Source organism: Acinetobacter legionensis (assembly GCF_057165765.1).
The window spans coordinates 3117171-3138995 of the sequence record NZ_CM169896.1 but is presented as its reverse complement, the minus strand read 5'-3'; the positions used below and the strand labels follow the sequence as shown (position 1 = coordinate 3138995).

Genomic DNA, 21825 nt, shown 5'->3' with positions numbered 1-21825 from the left:
TCACTGCCGAGTAGGCAGCTTAGAAACAAGCAAAAGCCTCTACTGTTGATTCACCATTGTTCACTGCCGAGTAGGCAGCTTAGAAAGCACTCAATGGTCGCTACACGCGGATGTATCTGTTCACTGCCGAGTAGGCAGCTTAGAAAATCATTACCCCAAGTAATGTAATTCTCATATTGTTCACTGCCGAGTAGGCAGCTTAGAAACACACAATCAACACAAATGTGAGTGTAGGTATGTTCACTGCCGAGTAGGCAGCTTAGAAATCCTCAAGTTGTGGGGCAGCTGTACACTCAACAGTTCACTGCCGAGTAGGCAGCTTAGAAAGACACTCTCTCACCGTAAAGAAATCTGAATATGTTCACTGCCGAGTAGGCAGCTTAGAAATGTAGACGGATTCTACCACCACAGTCGTGCTAGTCTACTGCCATACAGGCAGCTTAAAAGAAGCCAACACAACATATTTTAATATGTTAACTAATTCACACTTTTATTAGAAAAAATATTTACATGATTTTTAACATTAAAAAATTGAAGAGCACATGGATATCCTAAGAACATTTCCTCCATAAACCTGTTCCTAAATACAAATATTAATCTTCTCTCTTAGCAAGTATTGCTCACTGAAAATATCCAATGGCAATGAAACACGAATAATAAAAATAGTGCTTAAAACATGTCTGTGCTTGATTCTTAGGATAAGTCAGGGGGAGGGTAGAGTCGTTGCATGGTTGCAGTCATTCTAAATTTTTTAAATAAGCATGCTTAATTTTGATCAAACTCTACGAGCAAAATTAACTTAAAAAGATGCTTTACTAGATTGATAACAGCTCTAAATTGAGGCTGAAATAACGTGAATTTAACTTTTTCATGAAAAATTTACAAAAAAAAATTCTTTAAATAAAACTGAAATATCAATTTAATGATTATTTAACATATTGAAATATATGGTTAAATAATTTATCTCAAAAAATACAAATTTATATACGCTTGTATCTATTTATTATGAAAAGTGTGACTTTGTTTACATTTTTGTCCCAGTGTGCATAATAGCCATCGACCAACACTAATCATTTTTTGTTTGTATAGGATATTTGGTATGAAAAACATTTTTTTAGCAGCATCAGTTTCAATTTTAGGAATTTCTAGTGCTTTTGCAGCAGATGGCACAATCACAATTAACGGTTTAGTGACTGACAAAACTTGTGACATCGTGACTCCACAAGGTAAAGATTTCACTGTTACTCTTCCAACAGTATCTAAGCAAACTCTTGCTAAAACTGGTGATATCGCAGGTCGTACGCCATTCACGATCAACTTGGCGAACTGCTCTGAAGGTAAAGTTGCAACTTATTTTGAACCAGGTTCAACAGTTGACTTTGGTACAGGTCGTTTAAACAACACAGATGCAACTGGTGCAAAAAACGTACAAGTTCAATTGTTAGGTTCAAATAACCAATTCATCCCTGTACTTGCTGCTGGTGCTTCTGGTGCACAAGCTAACTCTCAGTGGGTAGATGTTGCTGACAAAGGTGCAGCAGACCTAAATTACTATGCTGAATATTATGCAACTGATGCATCTGCTGCTGGTAAAGTAACTACTTCTGTTCAATACACTATTATCTATCAATAATTTTTTATTGAATGGTACGGAGCTAGATTGCCTGGCAAACTAGCTCTTTTACTTTGTTTTAGATAGAGATAATCGTTATGTTCTTGAATCATTCCTTTCTTAAAAAAGGTTTACTCGCATTTTTAATTCCGTTTGGTGCAGCAAATGCTGAAATCATCATTCATGGTACACGTGTGATTTATCCATCTGATGCACGTGAAATTACTTTACAAGTAAGTAATAACGGAAATAATCCTGCATTGGTTCAAGCATGGATTGATGAGGGAGATGCGAAATCGACTCCAGATCAATCAAAAGCGCCTTTTATGATTACACCGCCTATATCGCGTGTAGAAGCTAAAAAAGGGCAGTCTTTACGGATTACCAGTTTGCCTAATACAAATGAGTTAAGTAAAACTCAAGAAACACTTTTTTGGTTAAATATTCTTGATATTCCGCCAAAACCTTCTGCGAAAGATCAGAATGTTATACCAGACAACTTTTTACAACTTGCCATTCGATCACGTATTAAGTTTTTTTATCGCCCAACTGGAATTAAAGAAGATGTCGCTTTGGCACCTGAAAAATTACAGTGGAGCAATAACGGTACTCAGTTAACTGTAAAAAACCCAACACCATTTCATATTACCTTGACCTCTATTATGCAGGATCAATCAGGCAAACGCGTTGATTTGATTTCACAAGGCTTAATGTTGAAACCATTTTCTGATGGAACTGTGAATTTAAAAAATTCTAATGTCTCTAAGATGACCTTTACCACAATCAATGATTATGGTGGTCGTATAGAGCGAAATATTAAATTTTAATAGATTGCACAAGTCTTTAAGTTTCTTGAACACGAGAAATTTAAAGCACCTTCGCAGTGATGATTTAATCATTCCATTTATCTGATATTAAGCGAGTAAAAAACCCTATTCATTTGTTGATAGGCAGACTTCTTTATGCAAAAAAATGAACAAAGCTACAAGTGGATCAAGCGACATATTAGTTACTATGTGGCTTGTGGGGTTATTACACTCAGCATTCCTGCTTTAGTTAATGCATCTGAAACTGACTTAAAAGAGGCTGAAAAGTCTCCGGCTGCTGCAGAAGCAGAATTTGATTCGGCTTTTTTAATTGGCGATGCCAAAAAGATAGATGTAAACCGCTTTAAATATGGTAACCCTGTCTTACCAGGTGACTATAATGTTGATATTTATGTCAATGGTAACTGGTTTGGTAAACACCGTATGGTGTTTAAAGCAACTGAAAATAATCAAAATGCTTTTACCTGCTTTAACTCAAATCAATTATTAGAATATGGCGTAAAAGCAGAGGTATTAAAAAAAGGCGATAGCTTTGCTTTGACTGGTTGTCAGAAAATCGAGGAATGGGTTGAAGATTCTTTTTATGAATTTGATACTTCACGTTTACGTGTAGATATTTCAATTCCACAAGTTGCAATGCAAAAGAATGCCCAAGGCTATGTCGATCCAAGCGTATGGGATCGTGGGATCAATGCTGCATTTCTATCTTATAATGCTAGTGCATATAAAACATTTAATAAAATGCAAGGTGGGGAAGAAACCACAAACGCGTTTACTTCGGTTACAGCTGGTGCAAATTTGGCAGGTTGGCAATTGCGCCATAATGGTCAATGGCAGTGGCAAGACCGCACCACGACAGAAAATAAATCTAAATCAAGCTATGACTCAATTAACACCTATGTTCAGCGTGCATTTCCTCAATACCGTGGCGTATTGACTTTAGGTGAAAGCTTTACCGATGGTGAAATTTTTGATTCATTTGGTTATCGCGGTTTGGATTTTTCCAGTGATGACCGTATGTTACCGAACAGTATGATTGGTTATGCACCACGTATTCGAGGTAATGCAAAAACCAATGCTAAGGTTGAAGTACGTCAGCAAGGTCAATTAATTTATCAAACGACTGTTGCACCCGGTAGTTTTGAAATTAATGATCTCTACCCAACAGGGTTTGGTGGTGAACTTGAAGTTTCTATTTTAGAAGCCAATGGCGAGATTCAACGCTATTCAATTCCTTATGCATCTGTTGTTCAAATGCTTCGCCCAGGAATGAGTCGTTATTCTGTATCAATGGGTCAATTCCGCGATAAAGATATTGATTTAGATCCATTTATTGTACAAGGGAAATATCAACGCGGTATCAATAACTCAATCACTGCTTATGGTGGTGTACAGTTTTCAGAAGACTATTCAGCAGTAACTTTGGGTAGTGCTTTTGCAACGCCAATTGGTGCAATCGCAGTCGATGTGACACATTCACAAGCAGATTTTGAACGTCGTAAGAGTGAAAGTGGGCAAAGCTTCCGTATCAGTTATAGTAAATTAATTACGCCAACAGATACCAATTTGACTTTGGCTGCATATCGTTATTCTACAGAAAATTTTTATAAGCTACGTGATGCGATATTGGTACAAGACCTAGATAATAAAGGCATTAGCTCAGCGCATGTAGGTAAACAACGTAGTGAATTTCAGATCACTCTGAATCAGGGCTTACCGCGTGATTGGGGGAATATTTATGCAACAGGTTCTTGGGTGGATTATTGGAATCGCCAAGAAACAACGCGTCAGTATCAAGTCGGATATAGCAATAGCTATCGTGGGTTAACTTATGGTTTATCAGCAATTAAACGTATTGTTGAAAACAATGCGACAAGTATAAGTAATAGTGATACTGAGTATATGCTGACCCTTTCATTGCCACTTTCATTTAAGAAAAACTCAGCGAACTTTAACTCGATTATGACGCAAGATAATGCGACTGTTGGGGTAAGTGGCATAGTGGGCGATCGTTTTAACTATGGTACATCTGTATCTACTCGCTATGGTGATAATCCTAGTGCCAATTTGAATGCCCAATATCGTACAAACTATGCGACCGTTGGTGGATCATACAGTGTTGCAGACCGTTACCAACAAGCAATGTTGACGGCACGTGGTAATATTGTTGCTCATCCTGAAGGTGTTTTGTTTGGACCAGATCAGGGACAAACCATGGTCTTGGTGTATGCGCCTGAAGCAGCTGGTGCAAAAGTAAATAATGCAACAGGTTTAAGTATCAATAAATCTGGTTATGCTGTGATTCCATATGTAACACCGTATCGTTTAAATGATATTACTCTTGATCCTCAAGGAATGTCGACAGATGTGGAGTTGGATGGTACAAGTCAGCGTATCGCACCCTATGCAGGTTCGATTTCACAAGTGAGTTTTGCAACTAAAATTGGTAAAGCAATTTATATCCGCAGTAAAAAAGAAAATGGTGATACCTTACCTTTTGCAGCAGAAGTATTTGATACAAAAGGTGAAAATATTGGGATGGTTGCACAAGGTAGTATGGTTTACTTAAGAACCAATACTACAGCAGACTCGGTTACAGTAAAATGGGGCGAAAATGCCAACGAGCAATGCCGCATTCAATATGACGTTTCTGCGCAAGCAGCAGACAAAAAGCAAAATATGATTATGGCGGAAGGTGTATGTCAATGAACGGTAAAGTTTTAAATCGTATTCTCTTGCTCATTGCTGGGACTGTGAGTTCAGGGACGTATGCTGCATGTATACCAGATCGTGGTTTCTCTACTGTTGATGTGAGCATGGCAGTAGGACGTGTTGTGGTGAGACCAAGTGACCCTGTAGGAAAGGTTTTACGCAAAGCCTCTTTTCCAATTAGACCCAATGGTTCGACGTATAGTTGTGGTAGTTATGGGACACTTGGTGCTGTTTTAACTCAAAACTATTCACTTAGCCCGATCGGTAATTCGGTTTATAACACCAATATTGATGGGATTGGAATTCGCTTATACCGGGAAGCACCAACAGCTCCTGGTTTTGCCGATTATTATCCTTATACACGAAGTGCGAGTGGTAGACGTGTTTTGGCTGAAGGTTTTTTTATTGTTGAAATTGTTAAAACGGCAACATCAACAGGATCTGGCGCACTGGTTCCAGGCACATATAGTAGTTATCGTTCTGGTGAACGCCCAAGCCCGCCTTGGTTAACCAGTACGGTATATGGGAATGCGATTACTATTGCGTCTTCTTCATGTGAAATATTGGGAAATATTAATAAAACCGTGGCACTGCCAACCGTAAATAAGGTTGATTTTAAAGGTGTCGGTTCAACGCAAGGTGAGCAAGCCTTTGATCTCAACATTTTGTGTAATGGTGGTAAAAACCCTAGTGGTTATGAAGAAAGCAATAAAATCAGCCTAAGCTTTGATTATGATGCGGTGAGTAGTAGCACTCAAAATGTACTTGCGAATACAAATACCGCAGGAAGCAGTGCATCAGGTGTGGGCGTACAATTGCTTTCACAATATAAAAATTCGAATAAAGTGATTGCTAAAAATGACAAGCTAGAATTAGGCACGTTAAAGTCAAATGATAATATTCAATATAATGTGCCAATGACTGCGCGTTACTATCAGACTGCAACCAAAGTGATGCCCGGAAAAGTACGAGCTATGGCAACCGTCACAATTGAATATGATTAATTGATGTAAATCATATTTTTTAAAATTATTTTTTTATTTATTGATTGGAAAATCTTGTATTAATAATAAGGTTATGTAATTAATTAACTACACCATTTCTTTAGAGGGGAATGAGATGGAGTTAAATAAAAAACTATCCTTTTTATTAATAACATTTACAACGATATCGAGTTTAAGTTTAGCCACTTACGCAGAGGAGATTCATTTTCAAGGGCAAATTGTAGAATTTACATGTGAAAAGGATTCTAATAATTCTAATTGCAAAGTGATTGATAATACGATTGATGTACTGAGAAAAACCAGCATAATAGATAGCTTTAATTTCAATAGCTTAGTTGATAAAAATGCCAATAGTATGGCGCATTTAAAAATTCAAGATTTGGAGAGTGATCAGCATAAAATATTGGTGGTAGATTATTATTAAGCCAATTAATATGTGAAATAAATAACATAAATTAAAAAATATGTTGTGTGATAAGTTAAAATATAATCTGATTATTTAGGTTGGATTATATTTTAATTCGTATTAAAAATAACCAAATTTAAATGTTTGTATATTATTTTATCGGTTGAACGGTTTTTCTTAATATATCCATAAAGGTTTTTAAGATAATATTATAGTTTTTCCCTTTATGTGTAATCAGACATATCGGTGTACTATAATGCATTCTCTCCTTTAAAATGGGTTGCATCAAACCATCTTGGACCCATTTTTTCGCATAATGATCGGGTAAAAACCCCATAAATTTTCCTGAAAGAATCAGAAAAGCAATACCTTCTCGATCACTTGCTGTCGCTGAACTGTTCAAGCGTTGATGTAACTTCATTGCATCGGGGGTAATCGCGTAATTGGGAAGAACTGTATTGCATCGTTTTAAGTCATCTAAACTTATTTCACCTAAATGCTGAAAGAGTGGGTGGTTTTGTCCACAATAGAGTGAAGACTCTTCGTTATATAAATGAAAATAATCTAGACCTGACAATGGACTTACCAACGGAATCGCACCAGCATGTAAGCGATTGTCCAAAACACGGCACTCAATATCTGACACTGTGCTCATACTAATATTAATAACCACCTCTGTATTTTCTTCCGCAAGCTGTGCCAATGTATTGGTGATATATGCACTAGGCATCGTGACTAAGTTATTAATAATACCAATATTAAATTCACCTTTGAGCTGATTATGCATTTGATTGATTTTGGCACGAAAGTCCTCAATCGAAGCGGTCAGTACTTCAATATATTGTAAAACTTCTCGACCTTCATCGGTGATGGAGAAGCCTGCTCGACCACGTTGACAGAGTCGAATCCCTAAGCGATTTTCCAGATCACTCATATGCAGACTAATGGCAGAACGACTGATCCCAAGGATACTTTCGGCAGCAGTGAAACTGTGACAATCACACACTGTTTTAAATATTTTGAGTAACTTTATATCAAAATCAGTAACTTGGTTTAATTTTTTAGGTTTCATTTAGTTTTGCTTTTTTATATCTAAACTCAAGATATTTTGAATTTATCAAAACTATTTCGCTTTGTACACTCAAGAGATAACCACAAAACAAGAAGAGTACTTATGTTCCATATCGATACATCAAATGACCGCGATGACGCATTGGAAGCCAGTCAGTCAAATGAGCAGATGAATTTAAATTATCAAGCCCATTGGATGCCATTTTCTGCAAACCGTAATTTTCATAAAGATCCGCGCATGATCGTGGGTGCAAAAGGATCGTATTTAATTGACAGTACTGGGCGTAAGATTTATGACTCATTGTCAGGGCTATGGACGTGCGGTGCAGGGCATACACGGCCTGAAATCCAGAAGGCTGTGAGTAAGCAATTGGCAAAATTGGATTACTCACCTGCATTCCAATTTGGACATCCTTTATCTTTTCAATTGGCTGAAAAAATTGTTCAGCTGATGCCGGAAAAATTGCAGCACGTATTTTTTACCGACTCAGGTTCAGAATCTGCGGACACTGCCATCAAGATCGCACGTGCCTATTGGCGTATTCAAGGAAAACCAAGCAAAACCAAATTGATTGGTCGGGCACGTGGCTATCACGGTGTAAACGTGGCGGGGACCAGTCTAGGTGGAATAGGCGGCAATCGTAAAATGTTTGGTCAATTGATGGATGTTGATCATTTGCCTCACACTTTGCAAGCGCACTTAAGTTTTACCCAAGGCTGTGCAGAGACGGGTGGGGTTGAGCTGGCTGATGAAATGCTCAAGCTGATTGAATTACATGATGCTTCTAATATTGCAGCAGTAATAGTAGAGCCTGTTTCAGGTTCAGCAGGGTGTATCGTGCCACCTGTTGGTTATTTACAACGCTTGAGAGAAATTTGTGACCAACACGATATTTTACTGATTTTTGATGAGGTGATTACAGGCTTTGGGCGCATAGGCAAATGGACTGCGGCAGAATATTTTGAAGTTATCCCAGATCTTTTGACCTTTGCTAAACAGATTACCAATGGTGCAATTCCATTAGGTGGTGTGGTCGCAAGCCATGAAATTTACAATGTATTTATGCAGCAAGATCTACCCGAACATGCGATTGAATTCACCCATGGCTATACTTATTCAGCCCATCCTGTTGCTTGTGCCGCTGCTCTAGCAACGCTGAATGTTCTTGAACAAGAAAATTTAATTTCTCAATCTGCTGACTTAGCGCCAAGGTTTGAAAAGCTTGTCCATGAGTTAAAAGGTTCACCTCATATTGTCGATATTCGGAACTGTGGATTGATTGGTGCATTGCAATTGGCACCGCGTGATGGCGATGCCACGATTCGAGCTTTTGAAATTGGAATGAAACTGTGGAAAGCCGGTTTCTATGTCCGTTTTGGCGGGGATACCATTCAGTTTGGACCGATGTTTAACAGCACAGAAGTGCAATTAACGAGTTTGATGAATGCAGTAGGTGAAGCAATTTATCAGGTGAAATAAGTAAGATGAGCGCTTAAGCAAAAATGACACTAAATCACGTGGTATAGAAGGGAATGAGAATAGATAAGGAAATGTAATGAACAATTTAGAAAATTTTAATGGTGATAAGTTGATTGATGTTAATGCAATACAATCCTTCAAGCGGGTTGGATATTTTATTCAAGACAGTCTGGTTGTTAAGTCGGCAAGAAAACAACCTCTATATCAACCAGCCACAGTAGAGATCCGTAAACAATTTGCGCTTGCTAATACCGTGTTGGTGAATCAGGTGCTTCAAATTGCACAACTGAAGTTTGGTTATCATGAAGATCAACAAAATGACTTTGGACCGCTCATTTCGCAAGCACATAACGATAAAGTTCAAGCTTTTATCCAAAGTGCTGAACATCAAGGTGCTAAAATCGTTGTCGATGGTTGTGATACCAAACCTATAGGTTATAAGACTGGATTTTTTGTTGACTCAACGCTAATTGATCAGGTTTCATCAGACATGACCAGTTATCAGCAAGAAATTTTTGACCCTGTTCTACAAGTGATTCGCATAGAAACCATGCAACAGGCGATGCAACTGATTAATGATCATGAGTATGGAGATGGCATCTGTATATATACCCGTGATGGGTATGCTTTTGGGCCAAATGGAGTGCATTTTTATACGCGTCGTAAAACCATTACCCCGTGTTGGCCTTCTTCACACGTTTGTGAAGCTAAGCTGTTTTCAATGCCCACCTTAAATTAATTTTTTGTGTATAGAGGGAAGGTCATTAATTTTCTCTATTTTTAATAAGGATTTAACAATGTAGATCACGATTTTAAAAGTATTTTTAAGGAATAAAATATGAATGGTGTTAAAACAACAAAATTAGGTGAAGGACTTTCCAATCGACATATCACGATGATTAGTATCGGTGGCGTTATTGGTGCTGGTTTATTTGTGGGCTCTTCAGCTGCAATTGCCAAAGCAGGTCCTGCTGCTGTACTGGCTTATATTATTACCAGTATTATCGTTTTTCTGGTGATGCGTATGCTTGGTGAAATGGCTGTTGCGCAACCAGATACAGGTTCATTTTCTACTTATGCCCGTAAAGCAATTGGCCCATGGGCAGGCTTTACCGTGGGATGGTTGTATTGGTGGTTTTGGGTTTTGGTGATCCCTATCGAAGCAATTGCAGGTGCTGAAATTTTACATGCATGGTTTCCTCAAGTTTCCAGTGCTATTTATGCCTTTGCTTTTATTATTTTACTCAGTTTAGCCAATTTCTTTAGTACCAAAAGTTTTGGTGAGTTTGAGTTTTGGTTTGCGTTAATTAAAGTTGTTGCAATACTGCTTTTTATTTTTATTGGTGCATCGGCAGTATTTGGGCTTTGGCCTTTAGCGCACGATGTTAGTGGTATTGGCCATTTATTTTCAAATGGCGGTTTTATGCCGCATGGAATGGGTGGTGTTCTATCAGCTATTTTAATTTCAGCATTTTCTTTTTTCGGTGTTGAAATCCTTTCCATTGCAGCAGCAGAGTCTAAAAATCCACAAGATAAAATTAAACGTGCTACCAATTTGGTGCTTTACCGAATTATCTTATTCTTTGTTGTTTCAATTTTCCTTGCGGTTGCTTTAGTTGATTGGCGTTCCCCAGATTTACAAAAATTGGGGACATTTCAATATGTCTTGGTCAGTCTCAATGTTCCTCAAACTAAATTGATTATGGACATGGTGGTCTTTATTGCAGTTGCAAGTTGTATGAATGCAGCTGTATATACCTCTTCACGTATGCTGTTTGCATTGGGTACACGTCAAGAAGCGCCAAAAGTTGTGACTAAAATTAATGATGCAGGTGTGCCGACAGTTGCAGTGTTTGCTTCAACTTTTGTTGGTCTGATTTGTTGCGCCGTGAATTATATGTTCCCTGGGCAAGTTTTTGGATTTTTACTGTCAACAACGGGTTCAATTGCGCTGGTGGTTTATTTAGTGATTGCAGTGTCTCAGTTACGCTCAAGACGTAAACTAGAAAAAATAGGGAAGCAAATTACCTTTAAAATGTGGTTATTTCCTTGGCTGACATGGTTTGTGATTGTCGTGATTATGAGTGTATTGGCATATATGTTTTTATCGCCTCAATATAGTTATGAGACCACCTTATCTTTAGGAGTAACCTCAGTTGTAGTAATTTGTGGAATTCTTGTGACTCGTAAGAATAAAACTACAAAGCGCATAGTAATGCATTTGGATTAAAGGATCATTTACGCTTATAGAAAAATAATCAAACTTTGTACTTTGAGGGTAAAACAGCGGTACAAGGTTTGTATTATGTATGAACGCTGTAGTTTTTTTCTTCATGCCTTGTAGTAACAATAACAACTTATGCTGGATTCTCTCGGTGTTTTACAAAGCATGGGCTTATTTTATTCTCTTGCATAAACATTCTGCTCATTGAAACGAGTTTCAAACTTTTCATTAATATCCAGTTTTTTATTGATATTTTGCTTTCTCCACATCGAAGGAGAAACACCATACCATGCTTTAAAAGCACGATTAAAGGAAGTTTGGTCTTTATAAGCAAGTAAATAAGCAACTTTTGTTATGGATAAATTTTGGTTTTGCAGATATTTTTTTGCCAAATTTTGCCGAATATTACATAAGATTTCTTTAAATGATAAACCTCTATTTTTTAAATATTTTTGTAGTGCTCTTGCCGATAGATTTAATGACTTTGCGATAGAGTGAATTTGAACATTATTATTCTCAAGTGCTTGCAACATACTCAGATTAACTAACTCTAAGAATGAATCTTCCTGAGGCATTTTACTAAGTAATATATCGGCATGGTCAAATAAAATTTCTAAAAGAATAGGATCATAGTATTTTAATTTAGTTTCCAGTAGTGAGCTGAGTATCACAATCCGAGTTTGACTTGCATCAAATTGAATTGGGCAGTTAAACAATTGTTGGTATTTTTTTATATCATTTGGCTTAGGGATCGCAAGTTCTAAACGATGAAAAATATTTTCACCTGAATCAATGAGTTGTTTTAAATGATGAAAGAGCACAGAAACCTGTATTTCTTCAACAACTATCGTTTCTTGAGTATATAAACCTACTTGTAAATAAGCGGGTTTATCCCATGAGATTGAAAAGTAGTTTTCATCAAGCAGAACTTTTTTAGGGATATAATTGAACCATAGCTTTTCGTATCGACTCAGTATTTTGATGTAGTCTGCTAAAGTATTACTTGACTGCGCCATATACGCTACGATACCCATATGTTTTGGCTGGACTAAAGCACCAATGTCTAATCCCACGCCAGCTTGAGGATATTGTGTGTTGATTTCTTTTATCCGCCTGAGCCATTCTCCAAATGGAATATGATCATTTAAATGGTAGTCAGTAGGGTTTGAAAAATCTAACCCTTTTTTTTTACAAAAATCATCTAATAGAAATGCCATACCCTTATTCACACTTTTTATTTTAAAAAAAGTTTTCATGGATTCTCCCCATATCATTAGATATTTCTATGTATTTATTTTTTATTTAAAGTAATCAAACAATTGTCGTTATATGCGATGTATTCATTTTCTTTAAAGCTGCGAGGAGATTTGAATGGTTAAAATAGATAAACGTTCTCAGCTATTTTGGTGTCATTCAAATGAGAATGATGAATTCTTAACGCTTTGCCTTAAAGAGTCTGAATAATCAATTGTGTTAACCGTCAATAATGAATCGTTTTATTTTCTTAATCGTATTGAATAGAAAATTGAGCATTTGCATTTGCAATGCCTGCTAAGGCTTGTGCTTTGGTCACAATATAATTTGCATAAAATATCGCTGAAACATTGCCATTGATGTCTGTACTAAAGGCTTCGCTTTTCTTGCCTAAAGCTAATCTTTTTTTATCTTGATCTCGAATTTCTATGGCAATATTTTCAGCTTTATTGGCTAAGGCATCGAGCGCTAAAAGTTCAGAATTTTCAGTATTTCGGGGCCCATCAAAAGTGATCGTCACAGAACCATTTGGCGGACAGTTACTCATCTCAAAATGAATCGGGGTTGGCTTTGATTGACTACCTATACTAGGTAAGTCTTTGCTCGCAACGCTTCCAAGCTGAATATATTTATCTTGTTCAGAACTTAACACGCCACATGTTGCTGTAGTTACGATCCCTGAAAGTTCAATATTCACACGACCCAGCTCTACATTGGTATTTTGAGCATGAGAGAGCTGATGAATATTTAAACAACATATCATTGTGGCAGCAGCCATATATCTTGCTTTATTTTTCATTGGTTTCTCCTAATCAAAATCCACTCTGAGATATCCTCTAGACTTAAACGGACCAATTTCTGGTTTATTTCCAGTGATACTGACAGGCCAAGCTTTGATGGTCACATTTGCTGGCTGTTGATTGAGATTAAACGGAATCACACTGTTGATATTGTTGGGCAATAACACATTGTCGTTTTGATCTGACATCTTAAAGCCAATATCTGGATTATCTGAGATCATCATATCTCCAGTGGCTTTTTCAGCTTCAAGCCGAAGTGTCAGCATTGCTTGGGCATCAATATTGGTACATTGAATTGCTAAGGTATGACTCTGTTTATTGACATTGTTGGGTTTATTGCTAGGACCAGCCTGACTAAAGGCATAGGCTGGAATTTCCCCAAACTTAATTTCTAAAAAATCACCTGTGCCAATTTTGCAGCTTTGTGGAACCGAAATAGAGCCACTGTAACTAATCTTATAAACAGGGATACTTAATGGATCTGCTGAACCCGTTGTGACATATACGGTAAACATGGTTTTTTTCGGGATAGGCACAAAGTCAATAAAGGGTTTAATCACTTTGAGGCGAAAGGTAAAGTTTGAATCCCAAATACCAAAGGGTTGGCCTTTACTTACATTGGGATCTGTACCCATCTGTACATAATTTGCAGGGGGGTAAAAATCTCCCGCAAAGCTATCGGTAATTTTCATAGCACCGACTAAATAGTCGTTGATCGGTAAGTATTTATATCGATCAATCGTTTCTACGACAGAGAGGTCGGAAACATAACTACGCATGGTTCTATTTCGACTAATATTGGAATTATGAGCAGGGCAGGTTCCATAAACTTGCGAAGAAAAATTCTTTTTAAGCTCTACAATTTTACCTACAGCGTTATTAGAGCTGCTGAAACTATTGGATAGATCATAAAAAACTTCATCCACAACACCATTTCCTTTACTGTTCCAACAGACAACTGCAAAAGATGGAGCTGAAGCAAGTAGCAACATACTGGAAATTAAAAGCTTAAATTTCATATGATCTCTCCTTATTGACATTCAAGATCAAATTGAATAACGGGTTTGCTAAGGTCCATGTCTGAAATATCGTAGTTTGCCAAACATTTTCCTTCAGCAGATTCGCCCCAATTCACTTCCAATGTGCCTTTGAGCGGAAGTCCAGTTAGATAAACCCGGCCATCGTCTGCAACGATGCTGGTGGCTGAACTTCCTTTTTCAATCACACTGCTTGCATACGGGATAAACTTGCCGTTATGGGATAACGTGATAAGTGCTCTTACACCTAAACTGGTGTTAAACGTTGCTCTGGCAATCGCCCCTTTAATTGGGACGACATTTTCAACGTTATTGCTGATTTCGAGATTATTACTGAACGTATTTGAATTCAGCGCAACACGATTGGCACGATATTCAGTTGCATAAGGAACAATGGCATATCCACGCCAATCGGTTTTAACGCCTGTATAGTTTTCGATATTTACACCTTTGGCACCGGGTGCTTTAACCAAGATTGAGGTGCTCCCTAAAGGCTGACCAAAGGTAATACCATCACGGTGCGCTAAAATGCCACCAGATGCATTATAGGTAAACTGATTTGAGTTCTTTTCGTAGCTATAACCTGCACCTACTGTGCCGTAACTACCATTGTAATTTAGGCTGACTGAACCAATATCACCTTGCTTACTGACTTGTCCCTGATTGATGCTATAACTTAAATTTCGATCTTTCAGTAAGGTGCCACTTAAACCTGCCATATAGGACTCATTACCATTTGAATTTTGTGTGGTCGAAAAAGTGCTGTATGCATTTTGGATTGGATGATTACGGAAATTGGCTTTCGGCCATAACTTATCCAATGGGAAGGACAGATTCATGGCATACATGGTGTCACTCTGATTAATCTCAGAATATTTGTTACGGCTGACTGAGAATGAGTAATTCAGTGCTTTCCATGAGTTTGCATAACCCGCTTGAACCCATTCATTTTTTTTGTTGGTATCCCAATAGGTTTGCTGATTGCCTGAGACAAATAAAGAACCATAGTTTCCAAGTGAATGTGAGATGTTGACTTCAAAGCGACCTTTTTTAGAATTATATAAATTGTAGTAATCCGTAATGATTGGTGTATTGGCTTGATTTCCATCTTGAGTTTCGGAAACGTGATAACCACTCATACGATTATAAGCAACATCATTTAAGGTATAGAAACCCTTGGTCGAATAACGATAGCCTAATAATTGGAAGGTTGTCCCAGAGCTTAATAATGATTTTGAATATAAAAAACGCAAAGACTGTCCACTGCTTGAGGATTGATCTGCCAACTCACTGTCCGCATGGGTAAGGTCAAAAGACAAAGCCCCATAATCTCCAAGGTTGGCTCCTAGGCCCACCAGAGCACTCTTATATTTATCTGACAATTGCGTCCCAGCATAAACGGAAATACCATTTTTTAAACCGTGAATTGCAGTTGCCTGTAACAATGAAGGATTATCTTGAGAATCCAATCCACTGCGGTACTCACCCACTACTAGACTATATTTTGTGCGTCCTTCACGTTGTAAAACAGGAAGGCTTGAATAGGGCACTTGAAAGCTTTGAATCGAACCGTCATTTTCTTCAATGGTAACCAAAAGATCACCACTGATTGAGGTTGGATTTAAATCTTGGATAAGGAATGGTCCGGGTGCGACATTTACCTGATGAATCACAAAACCATTTTGTTTAATCACTACTTTTGCATTGGTTTTTGCAACCCCACGAACAGTAGGTGCATAGCCTTGCTGACTGTCAGGATACATTGCCTCAGAAGTTGACAAATGTGCGCCACGGAAACCAAAGCTATCAAATATTTCGCTACTTGTTGAACCGTCACCAAGCACCAGCTGGCTTTTTAAAGGAATAATTGTTTTTTGTACATAGGTGTTTAAATTATTCCATTGATTTGTGGTTTTACCATTGTGCGAATTAGCGTTAAAACTACCTGAATGTCGGAACTGCCATGAGCCAATATTGAGTCCATTATCCAGACGTAAAAAGAAACTGTTGGTATCTGTTTTAGAGTTGTCATAGCCCGAAATATTATAGTTGGTATAAAAGCCGTTGATCCCTTCATCCCATTGATCGGGTGGAATATAGCCGCGAATTTGGTTGCGTAAAGAAGCTTGCGGTAAACTGATCAATAATTTTTGTTTATCAAATTGAAAGTGGCTATTTGCACCTTCAATAATTGAAATAAAATCTACACATTGTGGGTTTGAGGTAGACAATTGCTCGTATTGGGCAATATTGACCCCAAATCCCTGCAATGTTTTGCTGTCTAAACACGGAAATAACCCAGTTGTATCTTGAATGCCTGATTTTTCAATAAAATTGATGTCGCGAGTAAACGCGTATTGATCATTGACATACACATCAACCCGGTACACGCCTGGCAATTGATGGGTCGATTTCTCAAATCTGCTTAAATCAGAGATTTGTGAATTGGATAAGTTATCTGTTAAAAATGCAGGGTTAAAAACCTGTTCTGCATGACTGGTTCTTGGGACTACGATTGAAATCAGCATAGTCATTGCGATACCCACTGGATATCGCTTGATATGTCTCCTTACGCATACAACATTGTATGGCATTGAAAATAGACTATTCATAATTATTACTTCAGTTCTAAATCAACTTTAGCTGTTAAACCACCGTAATCATTGACCGTTTGATAACTCAGTTTATTACCTGAAGTCGCTGAAATTTTTGTTTGGGCAAAAGGACTCGCCATCACATTTGGCACTTTTTGGTTATCAACAAAAACGTTCACAAAAGAAACATGATATGGAGATGGATTGTTAACCATGATTCCTTCTGCTGATTTTGAAAACTTAAGCGTTTCTAATGTGGCTTCAGGTTTAGTTTTTAGATTTATCGGTCTTACAAACAGTTTGATTCGAGATAAAACAGCAAGTTGTAAAATATTCTTGTCAGTCAAAGTCGATTTATCAATCGAAGGAATTGCCTTAACATTGACCCAAAATACCGACTCTCTATCTTGTGGTAAGTTAGTGGCAACATTGACAATTCTTAATGTATTTTCGCTATTTGCTTCTGCGACAAATAAGGGAGGAGTAATAAGAAAATCTTTTGATTTTTCATCTAGATTATTTTCAATCCACGAGTTAATTAAAAAGCGTTCTTTATTGTTGCTGTTGACAATAGCCAATGAAACTTGCTTGGCATCGGTTGGGTAAATAACACGAGTTGCTCCAAGTGATATACCCCCAATAATATTGTTATTGCCCCAGCTGGTGGATGCTAAGCAGGCTAAGGTTATACTAAGAACACCATTTTTAAATAAGTTCAGTTTCATATAAGTCCTTAGAATTCATTTATGGATAAAAAACAGAAATTAAAATATTCGATGCTTGAGCGGATGACTTTTCTGAAGTTTGGTTGAGGAGAATACCAATCCTATTTTTAGCGAAACTGTCATAACGTTCAGGTCGATCAATTTGTCGAATAAATTTCTGATCCAGACCGGTCTGTTCAAGACTTTGAATGTTTAATTCTTGATTAATATCAAAATCATTTCTTGCTTTTGGGTCTGTATAAAACATCTCATGTGTTGGCTTATTTTGTTCAGATAGACCAATGGCGAGATTGTCGTAGATGCTTACAGGGCATAATGAAAAATTGATTTGAATTGGAGAATTGGGAGTTTTAATAGATACAGCAGCATTATTCTCAATTAAGATTGAACAGCTTTGATTTATCAAAACTCCCTGAAAATGAGCTCTTCCACCAAATACATAACTTTCTGCGTAAATATGAGTACTTACTAATATTCCAGCAATCAGGGTTATATACTTTTTCATGGTAAATAAGCTCATGTAATCAAATATTTAATAATTATCTTAGGCAGATAAATTATTCATATTTCACTACAAAAGTTGCATCAGCATTTGCTTGACCAGGTGTAGATGCACCTGTAGCTACATAGCGTGCGCTGAATTGAAGTGTGTTATCACCTGTGATCAATGTTTTAGGTGTAGAAAAACTTGCACCCGTAACACCTAAGATTTTTGAAGTGTCATCGGCAATCTCAATTCCTACATTTGTTGCAGCAGTAGAGTTTGTACCACCAGCAGCAACTGAAAGTAAGTTTGCATTAGACGTTACAGACTGACCATAAAATGCAACAGCTGCAGTTGCTTGAACTGTTGGATCACAGTCAACAAGTTTGATTTGGAACGGTACTGGAGTTGTTTTATCGCCAGCAACAGCTAAACGTGCAGTACGGTATTGACCTAAATCAACAGTTTGATTTGAAGATTCTGTACTTACAGCACATGCTGCATTTACGATTTCACCAGTAAAATGTACTGTACCACCGTTAACAGTTACAGGATCAGCAGCAAAAGCTGAAACAGAAAGTGTTAAAGCAGATAAAGTTGCAGTACTTAATAGAGCTAATTTCATAGTAAAACCCATTCATTTTAGAAGGTTGATTTTTAATATTTATTTAAAATCATTTTTTATGATTTCAATAAATTACACTTAGTCGCACTGTTTAATAAAATAGTAATGTACTTAAATAAATGCAGGGTTATAGTGACGCACATCACAATAAATAACTTTGTATTTTGTGCATAATTAATTTGTATTTGACGACCTTATCTCTTTTTATGAAAAGTATATGAATTAATGTGATTATTTTAGAGGGCTTTTATTAGATGTGTTGGGTAGAACGTCGTTGCTTAATATTGATAAAACTTGCTATGTTTTTTTTGATAAAAATGATCATTGAATGGATGGATATAATATTTTATTAGAATTAAACTTTATTTAATATCAAATGTTTATTGTTGAATTTGGATATTGGAAGCACTCATGATGGGCTGATCTTATTGAATATTTGCTTTAGCGTGCTAATGGCTTAGAGTTGGGATAATGCGATAGGAAAGATGCTTGAAGCAGTTATTAATAGCAGAGGAGTTCAGCTTTTTAAGGGTATGATTAAGTATTCGCTAAGAGGTAAAGCGCTTAAATGCGATCTATTTCATGAAATTCACCAGTGATCATAAAAAGTATTTACTACATACAATGAAGGTTTACTGATTAAGTTTAAGCATGAAAAAATAAACCGCTTTGAGCATTCTGGCTGGGAGCTAATAGATAGGTCATTATTGGATGATCAATGTAAATAGAAGACTATAACTAGATCACAGTAACCTTCTCGGAGGACAGACTTGACCCATAAAGGGCAGTTGCATAACAACAGCAATCAAAACTAGACGATTTATATAACGGTTTATTGTGGATAGCGTTTTATTTTTTAATCTGAGAAGGCATTCCAATTTGCGCAGCCAAAGGCGAAAAAATAACTTTAATTGGAGAGTTCGCCTGGCTATGCTGTACATCTGGCCCTATATAATTCTTGCTTTGAGATGTTGCAAAACTACGATGCCACACACTAAGTTCAGTGCCTGACAACCACTCTATGTGTAAAGCATTATCCTTTGCGCCAAAGTCGATGGTTCTTACATCAAATTGCGCCAATGCATAAATAAATGATCGACATTTTTCAGTTTCACCTTTTTTTAGAACTGAAACCTGAACTTGTGTTGCACCACCAAACATGACATCGTTGGCTCGGCACTGTAGGACTTCTACATGAAAACGTCCATCGGGAGAGGGCAGATCTCTGATCAGCTTATTTACACTGTTGGATTGGCATGCAGTGAGTACAATTGGCACTATGAGTAAAGTAAATGTCCTAGTCAGTTTCATTTTATTCCTTTGTATATCAATACATCACGATTTTTCTTTTGTGTCTTCATTCAAATCGATCAGTTTGCTCCTGCTTTTAGAAAATCAGTTGAATTATTTTTCACAACTTAATTTGATCATCTTAGCGCATGAAATATTTACTGGCGATTTAATGTCGTATGCAGTGTTAGAGTTTATCTGAATTTTTTTAGTTTTAAAAATATGTTTTTGTATTGATTTTTCACATGATTTAATTATTGTGTTTAGCCGTTCTGTATTTAATCTTACTGGTAATGCTTATAGAAAATTTAATGAATAAAAAAGGGCTTGCAGAAAAAAGTTGTAGAAGTTTTAATCTAAGTTTGAACGTTAGATAAAATATTAACATTCCATCAATCGGAAAATTGATCATATATTGTTTGTTTTTCTAAGTGAAAATCATTCAATTTATTGATGGTTATTGGCCATGAGGGCTTTTATTATGTTTAAAACATTCACGATCGCAGAGCAACACTATTTAAAACAATTCATGGGGATTGCAAACACGCTTGTGTTGGCGTTTGTTGTTTTGATGTGGTCAGGCCATGTGGCCGCAGAGGGCAATTGTCCTCCTGGTTATTATCCAATTGGTGGGCAAGGCTTGCAAGGGTGTGCACCGATTCCAAGTGGCGGTAGTAATGGTGGTGGCGGTGGTGGCACATATAAATGGGAACCCTCACTTTGGGAAAAACGTTGGGGCGCGATTGCTGAAGATAAGGCAGCACCTTCTCGACCTACAGGTTATGCCCAAGCGACAAGAACCGAACGTGGGGCAAAAAAAGTAGCCTTGGAAAATTGCCAAAAAAAGGGAGGTAAAAATTGTGAAGTCATCTTTACCTATAACAATAAATGTGTTGCCTTGGCTGATCCGACTCAAGGTGGTCAAGAGTCTGTGATTAGAATTGATCGTACGCCCGCAGGCGCCAAAGCATTAGCTGCTTATGAATGTCAAAGTAAAAACAAGCAAGAGTGTAAAGTGGTTTACTCAGCATGTAGTACTTATTACGAACCGGGCGCCAGTATATTTTATTGGTGGTAATACATAGCGGTTCTGCTTTAAGTAACATCTCCTATTGTGATAAACCCGAGATAAGTATTTGAAGTAAAATATATTTAAATAAAAGATCGGATCTTTTTAAAGGATAAAAATGATGAAAGCTGTTAATTTTTTACTGGGCAGTATTTTAGCTTTGCCCTTGTTTGCACATGCAGATGCCTTGAAACTGCAAAAAAGCACACAGGAATTTGATCAATATCGTGGTCAAATTACAGTAAATGGAGAATATTCATATTATTTTGATGATGAAGTGGCAGGTGATGTTATCTGTTTTCATCCCAGTGCGCCTTCAGATCAGTTGATACCGCGTAAGCCGGATGATCGCCGTTCACGCTGGTTTTGTTTCAATGATACTCAACAGGCAGCTCAGGCATTGAAACTCAACAAAAGACCCAAGGAAGGCTATATTGGCTATACAGGACATGCAACTGTAACGGTTGGAGAATATGCGGTTTATAAGGGCGAAAGTGATGGTACTGATCTGGCAAAATTGGTATCAGTCGAAAAAGCAGATACCCCAAAACTAGTTAAAAGCTCTGGTTATTAAAGCGTATTGTTATCGCGATGTTAAGTACATATTTAAA

At 37.2% G+C, this 21825-nt stretch carries 18 protein-coding genes, 1 pseudogene and 1 CRISPR repeat array (1 of these 20 cut by a window edge); of the genes and pseudogenes, 10 read left to right on the top strand and 9 right to left on the bottom strand.

From position 1 onward, the window contains the following. Positions 1-387: direct repeats of the CRISPR family, unit length 28 nt; unit sequence GTTCACTGCCGAGTAGGCAGCTTAGAAA (it extends 1862 nt beyond the left edge of the window). Positions 388-1099: 712 nt separating this feature from the next. The 5 genes from AC2G3J_RS14345 (at position 1100) to AC2G3J_RS14325 (ending at position 6579) form a co-directional block, all read left to right on the top strand. Further along, entirely contained in the window at positions 1100-1633 is a 534-nt protein-coding gene (locus AC2G3J_RS14345) for a fimbrial protein (protein ID WP_336952651.1), read from the top strand. 77 nt (positions 1634-1710) lie between these two features. Then, the gene (locus AC2G3J_RS14340) at positions 1711-2439 is read left to right on the top strand and encodes a fimbrial biogenesis chaperone (protein ID WP_336952650.1); all 729 of its coding nucleotides are present in this window, start codon (positions 1711-1713) and stop codon (positions 2437-2439) included. 135 nt (positions 2440-2574) lie between these two features. After that, on the top strand, positions 2575-5148 hold the full coding sequence (locus tag AC2G3J_RS14335; RefSeq protein ID WP_336952649.1) for a fimbria/pilus outer membrane usher protein: 2574 nt from the start codon (positions 2575-2577) through the stop codon (positions 5146-5148). Further along, entirely contained in the window at positions 5145-6155 is a 1011-nt protein-coding gene (locus tag AC2G3J_RS14330) for a fimbrial protein (RefSeq protein WP_483770170.1), read from the top strand. Before AC2G3J_RS14335 ends, AC2G3J_RS14330 begins: the two co-directional genes overlap by 4 nt. A gap of 115 nt (positions 6156-6270) precedes the next feature. After that, positions 6271-6579 (top strand): hypothetical protein, encoded by a 309-nt coding sequence (locus AC2G3J_RS14325; protein WP_336952647.1) that lies wholly within the window; start codon positions 6271-6273, stop codon positions 6577-6579. Between the two features lie 133 nt (positions 6580-6712). Here the strand turns inward: AC2G3J_RS14325 and AC2G3J_RS14320 are convergent, their stop codons facing one another. After that, the gene (locus AC2G3J_RS14320) at positions 6713-7633 is read right to left on the bottom strand and encodes a LysR family transcriptional regulator (RefSeq protein ID WP_483770169.1); all 921 of its coding nucleotides are present in this window, start codon (positions 7631-7633) and stop codon (positions 6713-6715) included. A gap of 102 nt (positions 7634-7735) precedes the next feature. Between AC2G3J_RS14320 and aptA the strand changes: the two genes are divergently transcribed. The 3 genes and pseudogenes from aptA to AC2G3J_RS14305 all read left to right on the top strand — a co-directional run bounded on the left by aptA (position 7736) and on the right by AC2G3J_RS14305 (position 11342). After that, positions 7736-9112: an omega-aminotransferase AptA gene (gene aptA / locus AC2G3J_RS14315; protein WP_483770168.1), complete on the top strand. Its 1377-nt coding sequence runs from the start codon at positions 7736-7738 to the stop codon at positions 9110-9112. 241 nt (positions 9113-9353) lie between these two features. Beyond that, positions 9354-9851, top strand: a pseudogene (locus tag AC2G3J_RS14310) (aldehyde dehydrogenase family protein); the annotation flags it as partial. A gap of 99 nt (positions 9852-9950) precedes the next feature. Beyond that, complete coding sequence (locus tag AC2G3J_RS14305; RefSeq protein ID WP_419328428.1) at positions 9951-11342, top strand: amino acid permease; 1392 nt, start codon at positions 9951-9953, stop codon at positions 11340-11342. A 170-nt stretch (positions 11343-11512) separates the two neighbouring features. Here AC2G3J_RS14305 and AC2G3J_RS14300 read toward each other — a convergent pair whose 3' ends face one another. The 8 genes from AC2G3J_RS14300 to AC2G3J_RS14265 form a co-directional block, all read right to left on the bottom strand. Beyond that, a complete protein-coding gene (locus tag AC2G3J_RS14300) occupies positions 11513-12592 on the bottom strand; it encodes a helix-turn-helix domain-containing protein (protein WP_336952643.1) in 1080 nt (359 codons plus the stop codon). 248 nt (positions 12593-12840) lie between these two features. Next, positions 12841-13389, bottom strand: coding sequence for a fimbrial protein (locus AC2G3J_RS14295; protein ID WP_336952642.1), 549 nt, complete (start codon positions 13387-13389; stop codon positions 12841-12843). Positions 13390-13398: 9 nt separating this feature from the next. After that, positions 13399-14409 (bottom strand): fimbrial protein, encoded by a 1011-nt coding sequence (locus tag AC2G3J_RS14290; protein ID WP_483770167.1) that lies wholly within the window; start codon positions 14407-14409, stop codon positions 13399-13401. A gap of 11 nt (positions 14410-14420) precedes the next feature. Next, positions 14421-17039, bottom strand: coding sequence for an outer membrane usher protein FimD (fimD, locus tag AC2G3J_RS14285; protein WP_483770166.1), 2619 nt, complete (start codon positions 17037-17039; stop codon positions 14421-14423). A gap of 5 nt (positions 17040-17044) precedes the next feature. Beyond that, positions 17045-17746, bottom strand: a complete 702-nt coding sequence (locus tag AC2G3J_RS14280; protein WP_419360912.1) for a fimbria/pilus periplasmic chaperone — start codon at positions 17744-17746, stop codon at positions 17045-17047. Between the two features lie 19 nt (positions 17747-17765). After that, a complete protein-coding gene (locus AC2G3J_RS14275) occupies positions 17766-18251 on the bottom strand; it encodes a fimbrial protein (protein WP_336952638.1) in 486 nt (161 codons plus the stop codon). A 52-nt stretch (positions 18252-18303) separates the two neighbouring features. Then, positions 18304-18855, bottom strand: a complete 552-nt coding sequence (gene fimA / locus AC2G3J_RS14270; protein WP_016539504.1) for a type 1 fimbrial major subunit FimA — start codon at positions 18853-18855, stop codon at positions 18304-18306. Positions 18856-19704: 849 nt separating this feature from the next. Continuing rightward, positions 19705-20166 carry a hypothetical protein gene (locus tag AC2G3J_RS14265; protein WP_483770165.1) on the bottom strand — a complete coding sequence of 154 codons (462 nt, stop codon included), beginning with the start codon at positions 20164-20166 and terminating at the stop codon, positions 19705-19707. 460 nt (positions 20167-20626) lie between these two features. Between AC2G3J_RS14265 and AC2G3J_RS14260 the strand changes: the two genes are divergently transcribed. Together AC2G3J_RS14260 and AC2G3J_RS14255 are read left to right on the top strand one after the other, a co-directional pair. Next, positions 20627-21223, top strand: coding sequence for a DUF4189 domain-containing protein (locus AC2G3J_RS14260; RefSeq protein WP_336952634.1), 597 nt, complete (start codon positions 20627-20629; stop codon positions 21221-21223). A gap of 112 nt (positions 21224-21335) precedes the next feature. After that, on the top strand, positions 21336-21788 hold the full coding sequence (locus tag AC2G3J_RS14255; RefSeq protein ID WP_336952632.1) for a hypothetical protein: 453 nt from the start codon (positions 21336-21338) through the stop codon (positions 21786-21788). Positions 21789-21825 lie beyond the last annotated feature (37 nt).